Below are 19,069 nucleotides of genomic sequence, written 5' to 3' on the forward strand. Positions count from 1 at the left end.
TCGGTCGACGAGGCGAAGCGCGCCCAATCGGCTGCCTCGTCGTGCACGTCCCGGAGCGGCGGAAGCGGTTGGCCGGCTGTAGGAGGATCGGCTTCGGCCCAGAGTGCGGCCGACACGACCAACCGGCGCGCGGCGTCAGGAAGGGAGCGTAACGCAGCGAAGGCCACCGAGGAGCGGTCATGAAGCGGCACGTGCAAGGCGATCCAGTCGCTGAAGACCGACCAGCCCGTTGGGGTGTTGCGGACCAGCGCGTATCCAAGAGTTTTCCCGGCCCTGCGCGCAATCGGCGACGCTTGGCGCGCGAGGGTAGATGAACACACGGGAGGACTGCCTCCGCTTGTCCGGAGTTGGGATCTGGACGGTGAAGTCACGGCTTGCCTGCCTTCTCGATGGCGTCAGCCCTGCCCTGCTCCCAGACTTCAAGATCCTCCAGCCGCCAGCGGGTGCAGCCAGGCGACAAGGAGACCGGCTTCGGGAAGGAGGGATCGGACCGCAACCAGCGCCAAGGGGTCGAACGATGGACGCCGTAGCGGCGGGCGACCGCGCGGTCAGCCAGGTAGACCGGGGGTAGGATAGAGCGGCCGGGCCGGCCTGCGATGAATTCCGGAATGGGCAAGGTGCGTCTCCTTGGCGCTGGATGCGCTTGCCCGCACCATCGTTCAGGCCTGCGGCCTTGCCGATCCCTCCAAAATCTTGAGGTGCCCCTCGTCGCATGGGGTCGCGGACTGGCCCATATGCCCGGCTTTATCGCAGCGCAGTTGCGTCGAAGGGACGCCGGTCAGACCCCAAACGAGGGGCCCAGAGCCACGAGATCGGCCTTTGACAGCGGTGCCGGCCTGGCGGGGATGGCTGGCTCGATGACGGAAGGTATGCGCCACGGTGACCAGGCCAATGTGGAAAGGGCGGCAACTGCATCCATGACCTGCTCCAGCGCCCGAGCACATGCGAGGAAGCGCCTCGTTTCGGCCTCGTCGCCCTCGAACAAGGCTCCCATGTGCGACCACAGGACGAGGGCACCTTGTAGGTGCGCGGTGTTCCGATAGAGACTGAAGTCGTCCCGGAAGTTCTTGACCTTCGCTTCATGCCCGGCCTTGCGGGCATCCCCTTGGACACCGAGCGCCACGAGGGCAAGCGCGTGGGAAAGCTTCGGAACGTGCCCGGTGTGTTCCATGATCCGCCAACTTTCCAGGACAACCTCTCCCGCTCGAACCCGAGGACCCGTGTTCTGGCCGATCGTGTGCTTTCGAACATCTCTCTCGAAGTCATTGACGGGCGAGTTAGCGTCGGAATCGAGCATGGTGCGATAGATTTGGGCGACTTCGTCGTCCTGCTTGTCCGAGCGACTCAAGCGAGCGAGGAGCCAGAGATCAGGGCGTTCCGCAGCCCAAGTGCCATCCGGGGAAAAGAGTGGCAGGAACCGACTATGAGTGGCTGAAGACATCATTGAAGCTCCGATGTCGCGCCCTTTTCGGTTGCCTCCGCCTCCCTACCACGAAGGAACCCCGCCCAGTCTTCCATCATCGCCCGCCGCTTCTCGACCATGTCGCCACGCCGATAGGCGGCCTCGACCGCATTGCTGATCCGATGGGCAAGAGCGACCTCCGCCATCTCACCCGGATACTGCGTGCGTTCCGCGACCCAGTCCCTGAAGGTGCTGCGCATCCCGTGCGGAACGGCGGGACGCTTCGTCACGCGATCGACAAAGCCCGGCCCGCCCGCCTCGATGGAGGCTGCGTGCTGGCGCTTCATCAGCATCGAGAGGGCCATATCGGACAGGGGGCCGCCACGTGCGGCTGGGAAGACCAGCGGGTTCGTATCCAGCCGGGGAAGCGCCGCGAGAAGGTCGAGAGCCTGTTGAGAAAGCGGAACCCGATGCTCCCGCTGCATCTTCATCCGAGAGGCGGGGATGATCCACAACCGGTGCTCGAAGTCGATCTCGTCCCATTGGGCGCCGCGGACTTCTCCGGAGCGGGCAGCGGTCAGGGCGAGGAACTCCAGGGCCCGAGCGACGAAACCCTGACGATCCTTGAGTTCCGCGTACCAGGCAGGTGCATCCTTCAGTTGCAGGGCAGGCTGATTGTCCTCCTTCGCCACCTTGCTTGCGGCCGGAAGCAATTCCTTGAGGTTTCCCGCCCATCGGGCAGGATTGTCGCCCGTGCGGTGGCCGGAAACCGTGGCCCAGGACAAGACCGCCTCGATCCGACCACGCAGGCGGGAGGCCGTTTCCGTCTTCGTCGCCCAGATCGGTTCCAGTACCCGCAGCACGTCATGGACGGCGATGTCCTGCAGGGGCATGTGGCCGATTACCGGGAGGGCGTAGGTGTCGAGGGTCGACCTCCACTGCTTTCGATGCTTCTCGTTCCGGAAGGCATCAATCTTTGAGACAAGCGCGCGATCGACCGCTTCCGAGAACAGGAGCCCCCTGCGTTGCGATGCGATGATCCGAGCGCGGGCCGACTTGCGCTCCTCGACAGGGTCTATGCCGCTCTCCACCTTGGCACGCGCCTCTCTCGCCTTGTCGCGGGCCTGAGCCAGGGTCACCGTCGGATAGCCACCGAGCCCGAAGTCCCGGCGCCGCTCGCCGATCCGCATTCTCAGGATCCAGGTCTTCGCGCCATTCGGCGTGATCTGGACGTAAAGCCCCGTCACCCCACCGACGGCCACCATGGAGTTGCCCTTGCCGCCGCCGTGGACAAGTCGCTTAACGTCCAATGCTCCGAGTTCTGTGGCCAGCTTGGGCACCGGTTAATACCCCTCATCAAACCCATCCACTAGTTTGCTTCTAAATGCGACAGGATGCAATGGTGACAGACGGCATTGGCGCCAGAAGCTTGATTGAGTTCATGTTTCCATGCACCCGTGCGTCATCCTGCGACAGGGTGAAGCTGCTCTCAGGCGGCCTCCGGGTCCGCCATTTCCCCATCAGACAACCCGCTTGGGCGCCTTGGCAATCAGGGCTGGGCAGGTTTACCCAGGTCGAACACGCGGACGGCTTCTTCGCGGGTTGCGGGTTGCAGGAGTTCGGGGTGCGCGAGGGTCCGGCGGGTGTCGGCAAGGCCGGCGGCCCAGTGTTCCTCCATCGTGCGGCGGGAAAACTCGTAGTCCTTGGACGAGCCTTCGTAGTTCCGCGCCCGGTAGATGAGCTGCGCGATGGTGTAGCTGGATTCGTCGGCCTCGGCGGCCAGAAGCTCGGTCTCGGGCAGTTGCCGTATTTCGGGCGGCAGGCGCTCCAGGAGCGCGTGCATCGCGCGACGCAGGGTCTGCGACTTGCGGAAGTGGTCGCTGGCCAGGCGGGTGCGGCTGGAAAAGCGGATTTCCTTCTGGCGGAGGTCGACCTCCATCATGTCGCGCGGAATCTCGCCGCGGGCGTTCCACAGATCCACCTGGAAGATCAGGCTGTCCTTGCGGTCGGGGCTGTCGAGGATCCAGTCGAGGGGCGTGTTTGAGACGACGCCGCCGTCCCAGTAATGTTCGCCGTCGATCTGGACGGCGGGAAAGCCCGGCGGAAGGGCGCCGCTGGCAAGGACGTGGTCAACCGACAAAGGGGCGGTTTCGCTGTCGAAATACAGGAAGTTCCCGGTGCGGACATTGGTTGCCCCGACGCTGAGCCGGGTTGCGCCGCGGTTGATGCGGTCGAAATCGACCAGTTCGCCCAAGAGATTCCGGACGGGCGTGACATCGTAGAAGCTGAGGCGGCCGAAGCCCGAGGCGGGCGTGCTGATCACCGGGGGCCAGCGCGGGCGAAAGAAGTCGGGCGCCCCGAAGGACAGGATGCCGAAGGCACGCATCCGGTTGATCCAGAGGTGCGAGAAGTCGTCGATGGCGACAGGCAGGTAGGGCACGCCAAGCGGCGGTTCGCTGACCCGTTCCCAGAACTGCCGGAGCCGGGCCACCCGGTCGGCCGGGTCGTTGCCGGCGATGATGGCGGCATTGATCGCGCCGATCGAGATGCCCGCGACCCAGTCGGGGTGGATGCCGGCCTCGGCCAGCGCCTGATAGACGCCGCCCTGATAGGAGCCAAGCGCCCCGCCCCCCTGCAGCACGAGCGCGATCCGGTCGAAGGGCGGGCGGATCGAGGCGGCGGCAGGCGAGGGGGTGGTGCGCTTGGGGGGCATGGGGAGGCCTTCTGACGGATGCGACGGCGGGCAGGGCCGGGCAGCCCCGCCCCAAGCAAGCTTACTGCATGTACCAGCCGTGGCTGACGACCAGGGATTGCCCGGTCATGACGTTCGACGTGGCGCCGGCAAAGAAAAGCACAGCATCCGCCACGTCATCGGTCGTGGTGAACTCGCCGTCGACCGTGTCCTTCAGCATCACATTGCGGATCACCTCATCTTCGGTGATCCCCAACTCTTTCGCCTGTTCGGGGATCTGCTTGTCCACCAGCGGCGTACGCACGAAGCCGGGGCAGACAACGTTGGCGGTGACATTGTGTTCTGCGCCTTCCTTGGCCAGCACCCGCGCCATGCCCAGAAGCCCGTGCTTGGCCGTGACATAGGCGACCTTCAGCTTGGACGCCTCGTGCGAGTGGACCGAACCCATGTAGACCACGCGGCCGTAGTTCGCGGCATACATGTGCTTCAGGCAGGCCTTCGTCGTGAGGAACGCCCCGTCCAGGTGGATCGAGGTCAGCTTCTTCCAGTCCGAGAAGGGGAAATCGACGAAGGGATGCACGATCTGGATGCCGGCATTCGACACCAGCACGTCGATGCGGCCGTACTTCGCGGCCACGGCGGCTACCCCGGCCTCGACCTCGGCCTCGTCGGTGACATTCATCGCCACGGCGAAGGCATCGCTGCCCTTGGCCTTGATCTCTTCCGCCGTCGACTGAGCCGCGGCGAGGTTCAGGTCGGCAATGACCGGGGTGCCACCCTCGGCGGCAAAGCGCAGCGCGATCTCCTTGCCGATGCCGCTGGCGGCGCCGGTGATGATGCCTATGCGATTGGTGAAACGGGCCATGTTGGTCTCCTGTCAGGGCCGTGCGTCAGTCGGCCAGGTAATCGTGAACGACCGTGCCCAGACCGAGCGTCAGGTCGCAGATGTAATGTGTGGCGCCGATGACCTCGCGCACCGGAAGGCGGGCCACGTCGCAGAGCGCGTGGTCAAAGAACTGAAGCGCCGCGGGTCCGGCCCAGGCGCCTTTCACCGTCACGTCCTCGCAGTAATAGCGCACCAGTTCGCACACCCGGGGACTGCAATCGACATGCGGGATGACCTTCAGAAGGAAGGCGGGTTTGGCAAGGGCCTTGGCGATCGGCGCGGTGTCCAGTTCGCGGTGCTTGTAGCCCATGGTTGCCGTGGCGCAGAGGACCGAGCCGTAATGCAGGGTGCAGACCAGGGTTTCCTGTTCGTGCTGCACTTTCGGCGAAGCCAGTTTCTTGGGGAAACCCCAGATTTCACGCCCGCCGGCGATGGGTGAATTGTCGTCCAGATACATGGCATGGACATAGCCGCCTTCCTGCACCGTGCCATCGGGCGCGGTGTAGCGGACCGGGATCACCTGCCCGGTTTCGGTGTAGTCGCCGAAGCCGGTGGAATCGGGCATCCGGATGAATTCGTAGTTCACCGTATCGCCGATCACCTCCAGCGGCTCGGGCACCACCTGGCGCAGCAGTTCCGGGTCGGTGCGATAGCTGATGATGACGAATTCGCGGTTGTAGAACTTGTAGGGCGGCGGCGGATAGGCCGGGTTGTTCACCGGCATCGCAAAGGCCTTGTTGCGCACGTCCTGAAGCTTCATTCCGAATCCTCGCCTGTAATCTGCCCACTGGCCGACACTGCCGGCATGGGGCCAGCCGATCACCGAAGCATGACAATCGCAAGGCAAGTTCACAGGAACCTGCGGTTTCCGGCCGCTTGCCCGGCGAAAAGGCGCAAGACCTAGGCTGACGGTCGCGCGCGACGGGGGGCGGTGCAGCTCGAGCGCCCGCACGCTCGGCGTCTTCCGGCGGCGGCGGGCAATCGCTCCCTGAGCAACTGGGGCGACCACCCCGAGATTCCGCGGAAGCCTACCGACGAAGTCGGCATCGAGGCGACACGGGACACCGGTTCCTTGAACGCGGAGATGCTGGCGATGATCCGGTCGGGGCGACGGGCCATGACATCGTGTTCCCGTCGGTCCACATGAACGACATCATGCCGAAGCCGGGGCTTAAGGGCCGGCGCTGCGGGCCCTTGACCGCGCCTGGAACACCATCCGCACGCCGCAATGACGCAAAAGGCGGCCCTCACCTGCACGGATTTCACTGGGCAGCGCGGGCCGGAGGGCGCGCATGGCGACTCAACGACCTGCACGCGACAGAAGGCAAGGAACATCTAGGATGCCGAGTGCGTCGGCGCGGTAACCAAGTGGTCGCCGGGACGCTTCCGCTTGATCGGCTTGGGATGCCAAGTTCTTGATCTTCATGGTGAGCCCGACAGGATTCGAACCTGTGACCCACTGATTAAAAGTCAGTTGCTCTACCAACTGAGCTACGGGCCCACGCAGGCGCCTGCTACGGCATGCGCCCTTGGGCGTCAACCCGCTTTGTTGGCAGCATTCCTTTGGGAAAGAAGGATGGTGAGCCGTGAAGGATTCGAACCTTCGACAAGCTGATTAAGAGTCAGCTGCTCTACCAACTGAGCTAACGGCCCATCCTTGGCGCGGCGGATACCCCCGTTGCCCGACAGGCGCAAGGGGAAATCGGCGAAAGCTGGAAAGATGCGGCGAAGGCGCGTATATGCGCCGGAATGGACCAGAGCTTTCCCAAGTCCGGCCTGCGCTTCCTGAAGATGCATGGCCTTGGCAACGACTTTGTCGTGATCGACTCGCGCGGGCGCGGGGCGGTGACGACCCCGGCGCTGGCGCGCGCGCTTGGCGATCGGCATCGCGGCGTCGGCTTCGACCAACTGGCCGAGATTCGCGATGCCGGCCCGGATCATGCAGGGGCCGATTTCGCCCTGGACTTCTGGAACGCGGATGGCAGCCGGGCTGGCGCCTGCGGCAATGCCACGCGCTGCGTATCGGATCTTGTGATGGCGGGCCTCGGACGCGAGGTGGTGCGGCTGGTCACGGCGCGCGGCGAGTTGCAGGCGCGGCGGCTGGACAGTGGGTTGGTCAGCGTGAACATGGGGCCGCCGGTGCTGGACTGGCGTGCGCTGCCCCTGGCGCGCGAGGTGGATCTCCTGCATCTGCCGCTGCCTGGCGATCCGGTGGCTGTGGGCATGGGCAACCCGCATTGCGTGTTCATCGTGGCCGATGCCGAGGCCGAGGATGTGGTGGGTCGCGGCTCGGCCGTCGAACATGACCCGCTGTTCCCCGAACGGACGAATGTGGAGTTCGTCAGCCTGACAGGCCCCGACCACCTTCGGATGCGGGTCTGGGAACGGGGCGCTGGAGTTACGCTCGCCTGCGGCTCGGGCGCTTGCGCTGTTGCGGTGGCAGCCCATCTGCGGGGATTGACCGGACGGGCGGTCGAGATCGACGTGGACGGTGGGCGGCTTTCCATCGACTGGCGCGAGGACGGGGTCTGGATGACCGGGCCGGTCGCCCATGTGTTCGACGGCTGGCTGTCGCCGGATTACCTGGCGGCCCTGGCATGAACGAGTTGTCCCCTCGCCCGCCGGTCTTTGCCACGCTTGGCTGCCGGTTGAATGCCTATGAAACAGAGGCGATGAAGGAACTTGCCGCGGCGGTAGGGCTGGATGGTGCGGTGGTCGTGAACACCTGCGCGGTCACGGCCGAAGCGGTGCGCAAGGCCAAGCAGGAAATCCGGCGGCTGGCGCGGGAGAACCCCGGCGCGGCGGTCATCGTCACCGGCTGCGCGGCGCAGACAGAGCCCGAGACCTTTGCGGCCATGCCCGAGGTCACGAAGGTCGTGGGCAACCACGAAAAGATGCAGGCCGAGACGTGGAACGCGCTGGCCGTGCCCGACCTGATCGGGTCGACCGAGCGGGTGCAGGTCAACGACATCCTCTCGGTGAAGGAAACCGCCGGCCACCTGATCGACGGGTTCGGGCGGGTGCGGGCCTATGTGCAGGTCCAGAACGGCTGCGACCACCGCTGCACCTTCTGCATCATCCCCTATGGCCGGGGGAATTCGCGGTCGGTTCCCGCCGGGGTGGTGGTCGAGCAGATCCGGCGGCTGGTGGACAAGGGGTTCCTTGAGGTCGTCCTGACCGGAGTAGACCTGACGTCCTGGGGCGCGGACCTGCCGGGCACACCGCGGTTGGGCGACCTGGTGATGCGGGTCCTTCGGCTGGTGCCGGACCTGGCGCGGCTTCGGATCAGTTCCATCGACTCGATCGAGGCGGACCCGATGCTGATGGAGGCCATTGCGTCGGAGCCGCGGCTGATGCCTCACCTGCACCTTTCCCTGCAGGCGGGGGATGACCTGATCCTGAAGCGGATGAAGCGGCGGCACCTGCGGGAGGATGCGATCCGGTTCTGCGAGGAGGCGCGGCGCCTGCGGCCCGACATGGTGTTCGGGGCGGACCTGATCGCGGGGTTCCCGACCGAGACCGAGGAGATGTTCGGCCAGTCGCTGAAGCTGGTCGAGGACTGCGGGCTGACCTACCTGCATGTCTTTCCGTTCAGCCCGCGAAAGGGGACGCCGGCGGCGCGGATGCCTCAAGTGAAGGGGCCGATCATCCGGGAGAGGGCGGCGCGGCTGAGGGCCGAGGGGGAGCTGGCGCTGACCCGGCACCTGGGCGCCCAGGTAGGGGCCGTCCACCCGGTGCTGATGGAGACGGCCCGGATGGGGCGGACGCCGCAGTTCACCGAGGTGGTCTTCGGGGAGGACCAGCCCGAAGGCCGGATCGTGACCGCAACCATCCTGGGGCACGAGGGCGGGCAGCTGGTGGCCTGACGGGGCGCCCGAGCTCGGACGCCTTGTCGTAGTAAGCGTTTTCAATGCGTTACGGCGCCGCGCCTGCGATTTGATGACTCAAGCTCCAATCGCAACACTTGCGGCTGCGCCTTCAGTTTGCTCGGTGAGGGGCTGAGCCGGGGCTTTCCGCCCTAGGGCTTTCCGTGGGCGATTGTTCATGAGCCTGGCGATATGGTCGACATAGCGCTTGGAGGACTGGCGGAGGTCGGCCCCGTTGGGCAGAAACGGCGCAGGAGGCCGTTGGTGTTTTCGTCCGATCCGCGCTTCCGCGTATGAGGCGGATCAGAAAACAGTCCGGGGGATTCTTTTCCCGCCGGTTGATTGGGTCGCAGAACCGGATGTCGATCTTCAGGCGCCGGACCAACTCCGGATGGTACGCCATCCCATGACGATACACTCGACGTGAATGTGCTGGGCAACGATGCGCGGGCGGCGGAAAACTCTGGTGCAACGCCGTTGCCGCCCCTGCCCGTGCCAGCCTTGCCCGGTGAGAATGAGGCCGACCGGATTGAGCGGCGGGTGTCGACGGGGTTGCTGAACTCGAACTACGCCGCCGCTTTGACCATCCGCCAGCAAAGCGCTCTGCGTTCCGTCGATGGCTTATCGGACCCTACCACCCCGCCACTGTTCCCGAACCTGCCCGATGTCCTTTCGCGGCGTGTGATACCCGCGCAGCCCATGCCACACGCGCATCAGGCGAAGTATCTACTGCGGACGGACCTGGGCACCCTTGACTTGGCCTCTTGTGCCTCCCCGTTGCTTAAATGGGTCTTGCCGACGCAACAAGAAGCCGCCCGGATGGGCGGCCTGTAACGTCTTGATCCACTACCGTAAATCTGGCTGCGTGGGCAGGATTTGGCCTTTGCCGAACCGACCTAGTACTTGAATGCCATCGGAGCAACGCGCGACCCAAGACACCGAAGAGCACCGTTTCCGAGCACAGTCCTCCGTACAGGACACTGCAGGGCTGAACAGGTAACGCTCCGCCCTCCTGTCGAAACGAGCGCCCATGCCACGAACCAATCACACTACGAAGAAATCGGCCGCGGTAAGTGTCAACCCAGCGGACAGTGTCGCGAACTGAACGCGGGCGCCGGACCCGTTGCCGTCGGCGTCGAAGAAGAGCCGACCCGTGTCCGTCTCGTAGATCACCCGGTGCAGAACATCCGTGGCGTTCCCGGTCAGGTTCGAGACAAAGCCAGATGCGGCGAGCGCTCCGGTGGCCATGCCCGAGAAGACAAGGTCGTCCAGCCTGATCGTGTCATCTACGGCACTGAAGTCAGTGATCCGATCAATGTTGCCGCCGCCGAGGGCCGCGCTGAAGACGAAGGCATCGTTACCGAAACCGCCGGTCAGGGTATCGGCACCGAGGCCGCCGTTGATCACGTTGTTGGCGGCATTGCCGGTGATCCTGTTCGCCAGCGCATTGCCAATGCCGGCGATGTTGCCTGTGCCTGTCAGTACCAGGTTCTCGACGAACCGCACCCCGAGATATGCATCCAGGTTGAACGCCACCGAACTCTGCACCTCGTCCCGGCCGCCGGCGTCAAGGGCGCTCGTGATGGTGGTGGTTTCATGGACCTGGTCGGCGGAGGAGGTGACACCGTAGATGTCATCTCCAGCCCCGCCGATCATGGTGTCGGCCCCCGCGCCACCCACCAGCGTGTTTGAGCCGGCATTGCCGGTCAGGACGTTGGCCAGCGCGTTGCCGGTCGCGCCTGTGTTTCCGGTGCCGGTCAGCGTCAGCCGTTCGACGAACCGGACGCCCGCATGGGCGTCCAGGCTGAACGACACCGAACTCTGAACCTCGTCCTGGCCGCCTGCATCAAGTGCGCTTGCGATGGATTTGGTCTCAAAGACCATGTCTGCCGCGGACGTGACGCCGTAGATGTCATCCCCAGCCCCACCGATCATGGTATCGGCGCCCGCGCCACCGACGAGGAGGTTCGCCCCCCATTGCCGATCAGGATGTTGGCGAGCCCATTGCCCGTACCCGTAGTGTTGCCGGCGCCCGTGAGGGTCAGGTTCTCCACGAAGCGGACCCCGGCAGAGGCGTCCAGGCTGAAGGTCACGGTACTGCGAACCTCGTCGACACCGCCGGCGTCGATGGCACTTCCCACGTCGAGTGTTTCGATGAGGCGATCTGCCGACCGTTCGACGACATAGATGTCGTTCCCGGCCCCACCGATCATGGTGTCGGCACCCAGCCCCCCGTTGAGCAGGTTGTTTCCTGCGCTGCCGGTCAGGCGGTTCGCCAGGGCATTGCCTGTGCCACTGGTGTTTGCGGTGCCGGTCAGGATCAGATGCTCAACGAAGCGCACGCCGACATAGGCATCCAGACTGAAGCTCACCCTGGACTCGATAGTGTCGGTGCCGCCCGCATCGGTCGTGCTGGCTTGGGTTGTTGTCTCAAAGACCTGGTCACCCGTCGCGCTGACGATGTAGCGATCGTTGCCCCCGCCGCCGATCATCGTGTCAGCACCCGCTCTCCCATCCAGCACATTCGCTCCGCTGTTGCCGATGAGCAGGTTTGCCAGCGCATTACCGGATGCGGTCGAGTTCGCCGTTCCCGTCAGGATTAGGGTCTCGACGAACCTGACACCGGCGCTGGCATCGAGGTCGAAGCTCACGGCGCTGCGGATGGTGTCCATGCCACCAGCATCGATGGCGCTCGATGTGGTCGTTGTCTCGTAGACCCGGTCCCCGCCGGCATCGACCACATAGAGGTCGTTGCCCGCCCCGCCGATCAGACTGTCCGCGCCGCCGGCGCCGTCGAGCGTGTCATTCCCTGCACCCCCTTCCAGCCGGTTCGCGGCGCTGTTGCCGGTGAGGCTGTTGTTCAGCGCATTGCCGGTGCCGCGGCCGACCGTGCCGCCCAGGACCAGGTTCTCGACCTCGGCCCCAAGCACGATGGCATCCACCAGGGCGATGATCGTGTCCGTCCCGCCACCCGCCTGTTCGATGACCACATCCGTCAGCCGGTCGACCACATAGGTGTCGTTGCCGCCAATCCCCTCCAGCGTATCCGCGCCGGTGTGACCATCCAGTCGGTTGGCTGCCGCACTGCCGCGGATCGAGTCACTGCCCTGCCCGCCGATGATGTTCTCGATCTGAAACAGCCGATCACTGCCGATCTCGGCCCCGCTGGCCGTGGTGGCGGCGAGATCAACCAAGATGCCCGTGATCGCGCTGGTGTAGCGGACGGTGTCGATGCCCGCGCCGCCGGTGTAGCGGTCGTTCCCCGCGCCGTTGCCGCCCACGATCAGGTCATCGCCCGCCCCGGCATCCACCGTGTCGTTACCATCCCCTGTCTCGATCAGGTCCTCGCCCTCCCCGCCGAGGGCGCTGTCATTCCCCGCGCCCCCCTCCAGGCTGTCATTCCCCGACCCGCCGTCCAGCGTGTCCGACCCGTCATTGCCCAACAGCGTGTCGTCCCCGCCCTGGCCGTCCAGACTGTCGGTGCCTTCGCCGCCCGCGATCGTGTCCGCGAGATCGGTCCCGATCAGCAGAACCCCGGGGATCACCACATCCACCGCCTGATCCGCGAACTGCAGCCGGTTCACGCTGATCAGCGTGTCCTCGCCGTCGATCCCGCGCAGGTCCGTCACGATCAGACGACCGTTCACGTTGTCTTCCGTGATCAGGTAATCCGCGAAGGCGCCAGAGAAGACCGCCGTGTCGAACCCCGTTCCGGCATCGATCAGGTCGTCACCGTTGGCTCCGGTGAGAACGTCATTGCCTTCACCTCCAGAGATTTGATCATGTCCATCGTTGCCCGAGAGACTGTCGTTGCCACCAAGACCAGTAATCGTATCGTCTCCAAAGCCTCCTAGTATTTCGTCCCCATCTCCGTTCGTTGAATTGTTTCCGACGATTTCAAGGCGCCCGTTCCTCTCGGCAGAGCCGTCAATCAGTATTGCAGACGCAGGGTTGCCAATGACCGTCAGAACCTCGCCAGCGGCAACGTTTGCATCATTCAGGATGAGAGAATCTGCGAATACTGCATGAATTACTTCAAAGTTCCGCACCCGAGCCATGTCTGGGCTGGCCCCGCCGCCAAGTGGCGACCAAGCAGAACTCAAGGTGTCCCGTCCATCGCCTCCATCAATTAGGCCAGGTAGAGAGTTACTGGCACCAGAAATGAGAACAATGTCATCTCCCGATCCGGCCAATACCTCGCCCACGATATAACTATAGATACTGTCGCTCCCAGAGCCCCCATGCAGCGTCAACTCTGTGGAGTTGCCTCCAATCAGCACATCATTCCCGTCGCCGCCAAAAAGCCTGTCTCCAGAATCGATGCGTACTAGGGTTTCATAAGCCCCCAGAATCGTCTCCGCCGTCAAAAAATCATCACCTGCGCCGCCGGAAAGGAAGTCAGCTCCGGCTCCTCCGATCAAACGATCCCCACCTTCCCCGCCGAGGGCGCTGTCATTCCCCGCGCCCCCCTCCAGGCTGTCATTCCCCGACCCGCCGTCCAGCGTGTCCGACCCGTCATTGCCCAACAGCGTGTCGTCCCCGCTCAGCCCGATCAGGGTGTCGTTGCCCTCGCCGCCGACCAGAAGGTCGTTCCCGCTGATCGAGGCGATGTCCCGCGTCAGGCTGAAGGCGGTCGTGCTGCCCCGCACCGACACATCCGCGACTGCGCCCGCGTTGCCCGTGCTGCGGTCCCAACCGACATAGCTCAGCGACGCGGGGCCACCGGTCGTGCTGGTCGGCACGAACCGCACCAGATCGGTCGAGAGCAGAAGGCGCGCTGCGCTGTCGCCGAGCGCACCGAAATCGGTCCAACTCGTGCCGCCATTGCGCGAGTACTGCCAGGTGCCGTTGCCCGACAGGCCGGTCACCGCGATCCCAGGTGTCAGCGCGCCCTCGTCGACATCGGTGATGCTGGTGCCGATCAGGGACGCAATGCTGCGCGTAGTCACGTTGCCACTGTCGCCGACCAGCGCGAAGGTCGGGTTGACCGAGCTCAGGACCGGCGCATCGTTGCGGGCGGTCACCGTGAGGGAGGCGGTGTCGGATGCCGCGCTTAACGGGCTGTCCGCGCCCTCGGTGACCGCAAGGAACTCGCCCGCGGACCCTGCGCTCCCGTCCCAGGCACGATAGGTAAACTCGGCCGTGGTTCCGTTCAGGGCATCGGGCAGAAAGCGCACCCGGTCCGTTGCGCGCAGCAAGAGGGCCCCGGCGTCGGAGACCGACCCGAACTCGGACCAGGTGGCGCCGTTGTCGAGCGAGAACTGCCAGGTGCCGTTGCCGTCGTCCTGACCGGTCACCGCGATCCCGAGCGGATCGCCATCGATGTCAGTCGCTGCGCCACCGAGAAAAGGGGCGACGGTCCGACCGGTGTTCGTCACGGCATCTTCACTGATTGTGGCAAAGGCCGGGGCAACGGGCGTCAGGATCGGCCGATCGTTGACCGGGTCGATGGTCAGGGTAAAGTCGGCATCGACCGACAACGTCCCATCACTCGCCGTAACCCGAAGGATGAGCGAGCCACTGAAGTCCGCAGGCGGGATGCCCGTGAAGGTCCCGGTGCCTGCATCGAAGCCTAGGCTCAGGACCCATTGATATTGCTGTTTGGGTATGATTCAGGCTCCGTGAGGAGACTGAACTATGAGCAACCTTTTCTGGCTGACGGACGCTCAGATGGCGCGACTTCAGCCCTTCTTTCCGAAGAGCCATGGCAGACCGCGTGTCGATGATCGGCGGGTCCTGAGCGGGATAATCTTCATCAATCGCAATGGCTTGAGGTGGTGCGATGCGCCCAAGGAGTATGGCCCGCCCAAGACACTCTACAACCGCTGGAAGCGGTGGAGTGACAAGGGCGTCTTCGCTCGGATGATGCACGGCCTGGCCTCGGAGGCCGCCACTCCGAAGACGGTGATGATCGACGCGACTTACCTGAAGGCGCACCGCACGGCGAGCAGCCTGCGGTCGAAAAAGGGGGCGACGGAGACCAACGGGGGCGCGCGATCGGCCGAACCAAAGGGGGCATGAACACAAAGTTGCACGCTGTCACCGATGCCGACGGCCGCCCGATCCGCTTCTTCATGACATCGGGCCAGGTCAGCGACTACACGGGTGCGGCGGCCCTGTTGGGCGGCCTGCCGAAGGCGGAATGGTTGCTGGCTGACAGGGGCTATGACGCCGACTGGTTCAGAGATGCGTTGAAGGACAAGGGGATAAGGCCCTGCATCCCAGGCCGCAAGTCGCGCAGCAAGCCCATCAAGCACGACAAGCGCCGCTACAAACGTCGCAACAGGATCGAGATCATGTTCGGCAGGCTCAAGGACTGGCGAAGGGTCGCCACACGCTACGACCGATGCCCGAAGGTGTTCCTATCCGCCATAGCCCTCGCTGCCACCGTCATGTTCTGGCTATGAAACGAGAACGAGTCCTGACCCTATGGCGGCAACGTCTGACTTGATCTTTGAGCGCCAGGTCTTCTTGGCGCTGAATGCGAAAGCTTTTCGCCCGCCGGCCTTGTCGTTGTCCCGCACAAACCAGCGCGCAGAGATTTCACGAGATACGGGGAATGTCTCGGCGTCAGTCTTGCCGTCACCCCCGCCAACCGGGCCTGTTTGAGGTCGAATATTCGGCGCTATGAACTTCTCGCAAAGACGCTGCGCAAAACTTTCAAAAGCCGCTTCGTCCTTCTGATTGGTGAACGTCTCAAGGTGGTAGGACAAGACTTCGCGCCCGACCTCATATGCCACTTCCGACACCGAGTCGGAGAACAAGTCTGGATGACGGGCGCGCATGTAGCGCGAAGGCGAATACTTGGGTTGCTCGGGTGCGGTCTTTGTTGGCTCTCTCATGGCGCAAGCCTATAGGCCCCTCCGCAGCATAGGATAGATACGATCATGCACTAAGTTCTCGGCCTCCCCAAAGTATTTTCACAGAGAGAGCCAGGGAAGCTCGAACCATTTGCACCCACTTTCTGCCACAACGGATGCCACGGGCTATGACCGCTAGGGGCCGCGTTAGGCCATCCGCTGCCGTTGGCTCCGACGTCAGGTTTGGGCCGCTCGTTGCCTGTTGGCCGTTGCTGACGTCCCGGCGAAGCACAGTCTGGCTTTACTGTCCGTTACAGTACCCTGCTGTTCCCGCCGCTTTCGTTGCGCGTTGCGCCTCTGCCACACCCTTAACCCTGCGTCGTGTGCTTCCACGTTGCTTCCACGGGGTGTGCGCAAATGCGAACGGCCACCCGGGGGTGGCTGTATGTCATTGATCTCGCTTGGATTTCTGGTTGCGGGGGCAGGATTTGAACCTGCGGCCTTCAGGTTATGAGCCTGACGAGCTACCGGGCTGCTCCACCCCGCGTCCGTTGTTTGCCCCGTGGGCTTATGGCGCTCGGGGTTGGTTTGAGATCGTTCGAGAGAGTTCTGTCCCTGGTCAGGTCTGGCGGCGACCTACTCTCCCACGTCTTGAGACGCAGTACCATTGGCGCGGCAGCACTTATCGGCCGAGTTCGGGATGGGATCGGGAGTTTTGCTTGCGCTATGACCACCAGACCGGATCAGGGACATGCCCTGCGGTAATGCAGGGCGAACATCAGTGTTGTTCCAGGTCTTGTTTGTGCTTTTGACGATCCAGGGGTCGTATGACCTTGCTGTTTCTGGATCAAATCAAGCCAATCGAGCAATTAGTACCGGTCAGCTGAACGCATTGCTGCGCTTACACCTCCGGCCTATCGACGTGGTGGTCTTCCACGGCTCTCAAGGGAGACCTTGTTTTGAAGGGGGCTTCCCGCTTAGATGCCTTCAGCGGTTATCCTGTCCGGACATAGCTACCCTGCACTGCCGTTGGCACGACAACAGGTCCACCAGTGGTCCGTTCAACCCGGTCCTCTCGTACTAGGGTCAACTCTTCTCAAGTCTCCTGCACCCACGGCAGATAGGGACCGAACTGTCTCACGACGTTCTAAACCCAGCTCACGTACCTCTTTAAATGGCGAACAGCCATACCCTTGGGACCTGCTCCAGCCCCAGGATGAGATGAGCCGACATCGAGGTGCCAAACGATGCCGTCGATATGGACTCTTGGGCATCATCAGCCTGTTATCCCCAGAGTACCTTTTATCCGTTGAGCGATGGCCCTCCCACTTGGGACCACCGGATCACTATGACCGACTTTCGTCTCTGCTCGTCTTGTCAGACTTGCAGTCAGGCTGGCTTCTGCCATTGCACTCGACGACCGATTTCCGACCGGTCTGAGCCAACCTTCGCGCGCCTCCGTTACGATTTGGGAGGCGACCGCCCCAGTCAAACTCCCCACCATGCAGGGTCCCGGACCCGGATAACGGGCCGCGGTTAGACATCAAGAAGGCGAAGGGTGGTATCTCAAGGGAGGCTCCACGGGAACTGGCGTCCCCGCTTCGATGCCTACCACCTATCCTGCACATCACATTCCTGATGCCAATGCAAAGCTAGAGTAAAGGTTCATGGGGTCTTTCCGTCTAACCGCGGGTAGTGTGCATCTTGACACACAGTTCAATTTCGCTGAGTCCACGTTAGAGACAGCGGGGAGATCGTTACGCCATTCGTGCAGGTCGGAACTTACCCGACAAGGAATTTCGCTACCTTAGGACCGTTATAGTTACGGCCGCCGTTTACTGGGGCTTCAATTCGGAGCTTGCACCCCTCCTTTTAACCTTCCAGCACCGGGCAGGCGTCAGACTGTATACGTCGCCTTACGGCTTCGCACAGCCCTGTGTTTTAAGTAAACAGTCGCCACCCCCTGGTCTGTGCCCCCCGCCCATAGTTGCCTACAGACGGGGCTCCCTTCTCGCGAACTTACGGGAGCATTTTGCCGAGTTCCTTTAACGTGGTTCTCTCAAGCGCCTTGGTATACTCTACCAGCCCACCTGTGTCGGTTTGGGGTACGGTCTGATGTGGGGCTATTTCCAGGGACACCGCAGCAGCCCGGTCAATCCGATAAGACCGAACTACAGTAAGCATCCGTCACATCCCACTGGCCACGGAATATTAACCGTGTTCCCATCGACTACGCCTTTCGGCCTCGCCTTAGGGGCCGGCTTACCCTGCTCAGATTAGCTTTAAGCAGGAACCCTTGGGCTTTCGGCGACAGGGTCTCTCACCCTGTTTGTCGCTACTCATGTCAACATTCTCGCTTCTGATCTCTCCACCGGTTGCCTCACGGCCCGGCTTCACAGAAAGCTCTCCATGTCCATGGCCTGCCCGAGAGCAAGACAAGACATGATGAGCTATATCACAGAACGCTCCGCTACCACGCACATTGCTGTGCATCCTGAGCTTCGGCTCGTGGCTTGAGCCCCGTTACATCTTCGCCGCAGGACAGCTTATCTAGACCAGTGAGCTGTTACGCTATCTTTAAATGATGGCTGCTTCTAAGCCAACATCCTGGTTGTTTTGGCCGTCCCACATGCTTTCCCACTTAGCCACGAATTAGGGGCCTTAGCTGCAGGTCAGGGTTGTTTCCCTCTTCACACCGGACGTTAGCACCCGATGTGTGTCTCCCGGATAGTACTCCACGGTATTCGGAGTTTGCTTAGGCTCAGTAAGTCTGTGGGACCCCATCACCCATGCAGTGCTCTACCCCCGTGGGTATTCGTCCGAGGCGCTACCTAAATAGCTTTCGCGGAGAACCAGCTATCTCCAGGTTTGATTAGCCTTTCACCCCTAGCCACAAGTCATCCAGACCCTTTTCAACGGGTGTTGGTTCGGACCTCCAGTTGGTGTTACCCAACCTTCATCCTGCTCATGGCTAGATCACCTGGTTTCGGGTCTGATCCGTCGAACTCATGCGCCCTTTTAAGACTCGCTTTCGCTGCGCCTCCACCTACCGGCTTAAGCTTGCTCGACAGACCAAGTCGTTGACCCATTATACAAAAGGTACGCCGTCACCGCTCGAGGCGGCTCCGACTGCTTGTAGGCGTTCGGTTTCAGGGACTGTTTCACTCCCCTCGTCGGGGTGCTTTTCACCTTTCCCTCACGGTACTGGTTCGCTATCGGTCAGCAAGGAGTACTTAGCCTTCGGGGGTGGTCCCCCGATCTTCAGACAGGATTACACGTGTCCCGCCCTACTTAATATGTCCCGTGGAGCTTCGCATACGGGGCTGTCACCCATATTGCTGGCCTTTCCAGACCATTCTGCTCACTCTTCCAGGCTCGGCTGGTCCGCGTTCGCTCGCCACTACTAGCGGAGTCTCTGTTGAT

The 19,069-nt window shown here is 63.1% G+C and carries 12 protein-coding genes, 3 tRNA genes, 2 rRNA genes and 1 pseudogene (1 of these 18 only partly in view); 4 read left to right on the plus strand and 14 right to left on the minus strand.

Annotated features, from left to right (window positions below):
- Positions 1–367: 367 nt before the first annotated feature.
- From JO391_RS14150 to JO391_RS14185, 8 genes are all read right to left on the minus strand, one after another.
- The gene (locus tag JO391_RS14150) at positions 368–616 is read right to left on the minus strand and encodes a helix-turn-helix transcriptional regulator (RefSeq protein ID WP_220661109.1); all 249 of its coding nucleotides are present in this window, start codon (positions 614–616) and stop codon (positions 368–370) included.
- 162 nt (positions 617–778) lie between these two features.
- A complete protein-coding gene (locus JO391_RS14155; RefSeq protein ID WP_220661110.1) occupies positions 779–1,444 on the minus strand; it encodes a hypothetical protein in 666 nt (221 codons plus the stop codon).
- Positions 1,441–2,742 carry a tyrosine-type recombinase/integrase gene (locus JO391_RS14160; protein ID WP_259444707.1) on the minus strand — a complete coding sequence of 434 codons (1,302 nt, stop codon included), beginning with the start codon at positions 2,740–2,742 and terminating at the stop codon, positions 1,441–1,443. Before JO391_RS14160 ends, JO391_RS14155 begins: the two co-directional genes overlap by 4 nt.
- Before the next feature lie 209 nt (positions 2,743–2,951).
- On the minus strand, positions 2,952–4,115 hold the full coding sequence (locus JO391_RS14165) for a patatin-like phospholipase family protein (RefSeq protein ID WP_220661111.1): 1,164 nt from the start codon (positions 4,113–4,115) through the stop codon (positions 2,952–2,954).
- Positions 4,116–4,176: 61 nt separating this feature from the next.
- Entirely contained in the window at positions 4,177–4,959 is a 783-nt protein-coding gene (locus JO391_RS14170; RefSeq protein ID WP_220661112.1) for a 3-hydroxybutyrate dehydrogenase, read from the minus strand.
- Positions 4,960–4,984: 25 nt separating this feature from the next.
- The gene (locus tag JO391_RS14175; RefSeq protein WP_220661113.1) at positions 4,985–5,740 is read right to left on the minus strand and encodes an acetoacetate decarboxylase; all 756 of its coding nucleotides are present in this window, start codon (positions 5,738–5,740) and stop codon (positions 4,985–4,987) included.
- A gap of 665 nt (positions 5,741–6,405) precedes the next feature.
- Positions 6,406–6,481, minus strand: a tRNA-Lys gene (locus tag JO391_RS14180).
- Positions 6,482–6,557: 76 nt separating this feature from the next.
- A tRNA-Lys gene (locus JO391_RS14185) sits at positions 6,558–6,633 on the minus strand.
- A 96-nt stretch (positions 6,634–6,729) separates the two neighbouring features.
- On the opposite strand from JO391_RS14185, the gene dapF reads away from it, so the two are divergent.
- The 3 genes from dapF (at position 6,730) to JO391_RS14200 (ending at position 9,680) form a co-directional block, all read left to right on the plus strand.
- Positions 6,730–7,581, plus strand: coding sequence for a diaminopimelate epimerase (dapF, locus tag JO391_RS14190; RefSeq protein ID WP_220661114.1), 852 nt, complete (start codon positions 6,730–6,732; stop codon positions 7,579–7,581).
- Positions 7,578–8,846: a tRNA (N(6)-L-threonylcarbamoyladenosine(37)-C(2))-methylthiotransferase MtaB gene (mtaB, locus tag JO391_RS14195; protein ID WP_220661115.1), complete on the plus strand. Its 1,269-nt coding sequence runs from the start codon at positions 7,578–7,580 to the stop codon at positions 8,844–8,846. Before dapF ends, mtaB begins: the two co-directional genes overlap by 4 nt.
- Before the next feature lie 423 nt (positions 8,847–9,269).
- A complete protein-coding gene (locus JO391_RS14200) occupies positions 9,270–9,680 on the plus strand; it encodes a hypothetical protein (protein ID WP_220661116.1) in 411 nt (136 codons plus the stop codon).
- Between the two features lie 210 nt (positions 9,681–9,890).
- Here the strand turns inward: JO391_RS14200 and JO391_RS14205 are convergent, their stop codons facing one another.
- Positions 9,891–10,781 carry a calcium-binding protein gene (locus JO391_RS14205; RefSeq protein WP_220661117.1) on the minus strand — a complete coding sequence of 297 codons (891 nt, stop codon included), beginning with the start codon at positions 10,779–10,781 and terminating at the stop codon, positions 9,891–9,893.
- 299 nt (positions 10,782–11,080) lie between these two features.
- Positions 11,081–14,224: pseudogene (locus JO391_RS14210) on the minus strand (beta strand repeat-containing protein); the annotation flags it as partial.
- Positions 14,225–14,483: 259 nt separating this feature from the next.
- On the opposite strand from JO391_RS14210, the gene JO391_RS14215 reads away from it, so the two are divergent.
- Positions 14,484–15,253 (plus strand): IS5 family transposase gene (locus tag JO391_RS14215; RefSeq protein WP_375155668.1). Its coding sequence is split into 2 segments (ribosomal slippage): positions 14,484–14,802 and positions 14,802–15,253, totalling 771 coding nucleotides; the frame shifts between segments, so codons are not numbered across the junction.
- On the opposite strand, the gene JO391_RS14220 is transcribed toward JO391_RS14215, so the two are convergent.
- The 4 genes from JO391_RS14220 to JO391_RS14235 form a co-directional block, all read right to left on the minus strand.
- Positions 15,248–15,688: a hypothetical protein gene (locus JO391_RS14220; protein ID WP_220661119.1), complete on the minus strand. Its 441-nt coding sequence runs from the start codon at positions 15,686–15,688 to the stop codon at positions 15,248–15,250. The two genes, JO391_RS14215 and JO391_RS14220, sit on opposite strands and share 6 nt — an antisense overlap.
- Before the next feature lie 428 nt (positions 15,689–16,116).
- Positions 16,117–16,193: transfer RNA gene (locus JO391_RS14225), tRNA-Met, on the minus strand.
- A gap of 76 nt (positions 16,194–16,269) precedes the next feature.
- A 5S ribosomal RNA gene (gene rrf, locus JO391_RS14230) occupies positions 16,270–16,384 on the minus strand.
- A gap of 110 nt (positions 16,385–16,494) precedes the next feature.
- Positions 16,495–19,069, minus strand: a 23S ribosomal RNA gene (locus JO391_RS14235); it runs 259 nt beyond the window's last position.

Origin of the sequence: Neotabrizicola shimadae (assembly GCF_019623905.1) — a bacterium.
Lineage (GTDB): Bacteria > Pseudomonadota > Alphaproteobacteria > Rhodobacterales > Rhodobacteraceae > Neotabrizicola > Neotabrizicola shimadae.

Excerpts from the sequence above, each read along its gene's own strand:
- JO391_RS14155 (WP_220661110.1), bottom strand. The coding sequence starts at position 1,444 with ATGATGTCTTCAGCCACTCATAGTCGGTTCCTGCCACTCTTTTCCCCG.
- JO391_RS14165 (WP_220661111.1), bottom strand. The coding sequence starts at position 4,115 with ATGCCCCCCAAGCGCACCACCCCCTCGCCTGCCGCCGCCTCGATCCGC.
- JO391_RS14170 (WP_220661112.1), bottom strand. The coding sequence starts at position 4,959 with ATGGCCCGTTTCACCAATCGCATAGGCATCATCACCGGCGCCGCCAGC.
- JO391_RS14175 (WP_220661113.1), bottom strand. The coding sequence starts at position 5,740 with ATGAAGCTTCAGGACGTGCGCAACAAGGCCTTTGCGATGCCGGTGAAC.
- dapF (WP_220661114.1), top strand. The coding sequence starts at position 6,730 with ATGGACCAGAGCTTTCCCAAGTCCGGCCTGCGCTTCCTGAAGATGCAT.
- mtaB (WP_220661115.1), top strand. The coding sequence starts at position 7,578 with ATGAACGAGTTGTCCCCTCGCCCGCCGGTCTTTGCCACGCTTGGCTGC.
- JO391_RS14205 (WP_220661117.1), bottom strand. The coding sequence starts at position 10,781 with ATGATCGGTGGGGCTGGGGATGACATCTACGGCGTCACGTCCGCGGCA.
- JO391_RS14220 (WP_220661119.1), bottom strand. The coding sequence starts at position 15,688 with ATGAGAGAGCCAACAAAGACCGCACCCGAGCAACCCAAGTATTCGCCT.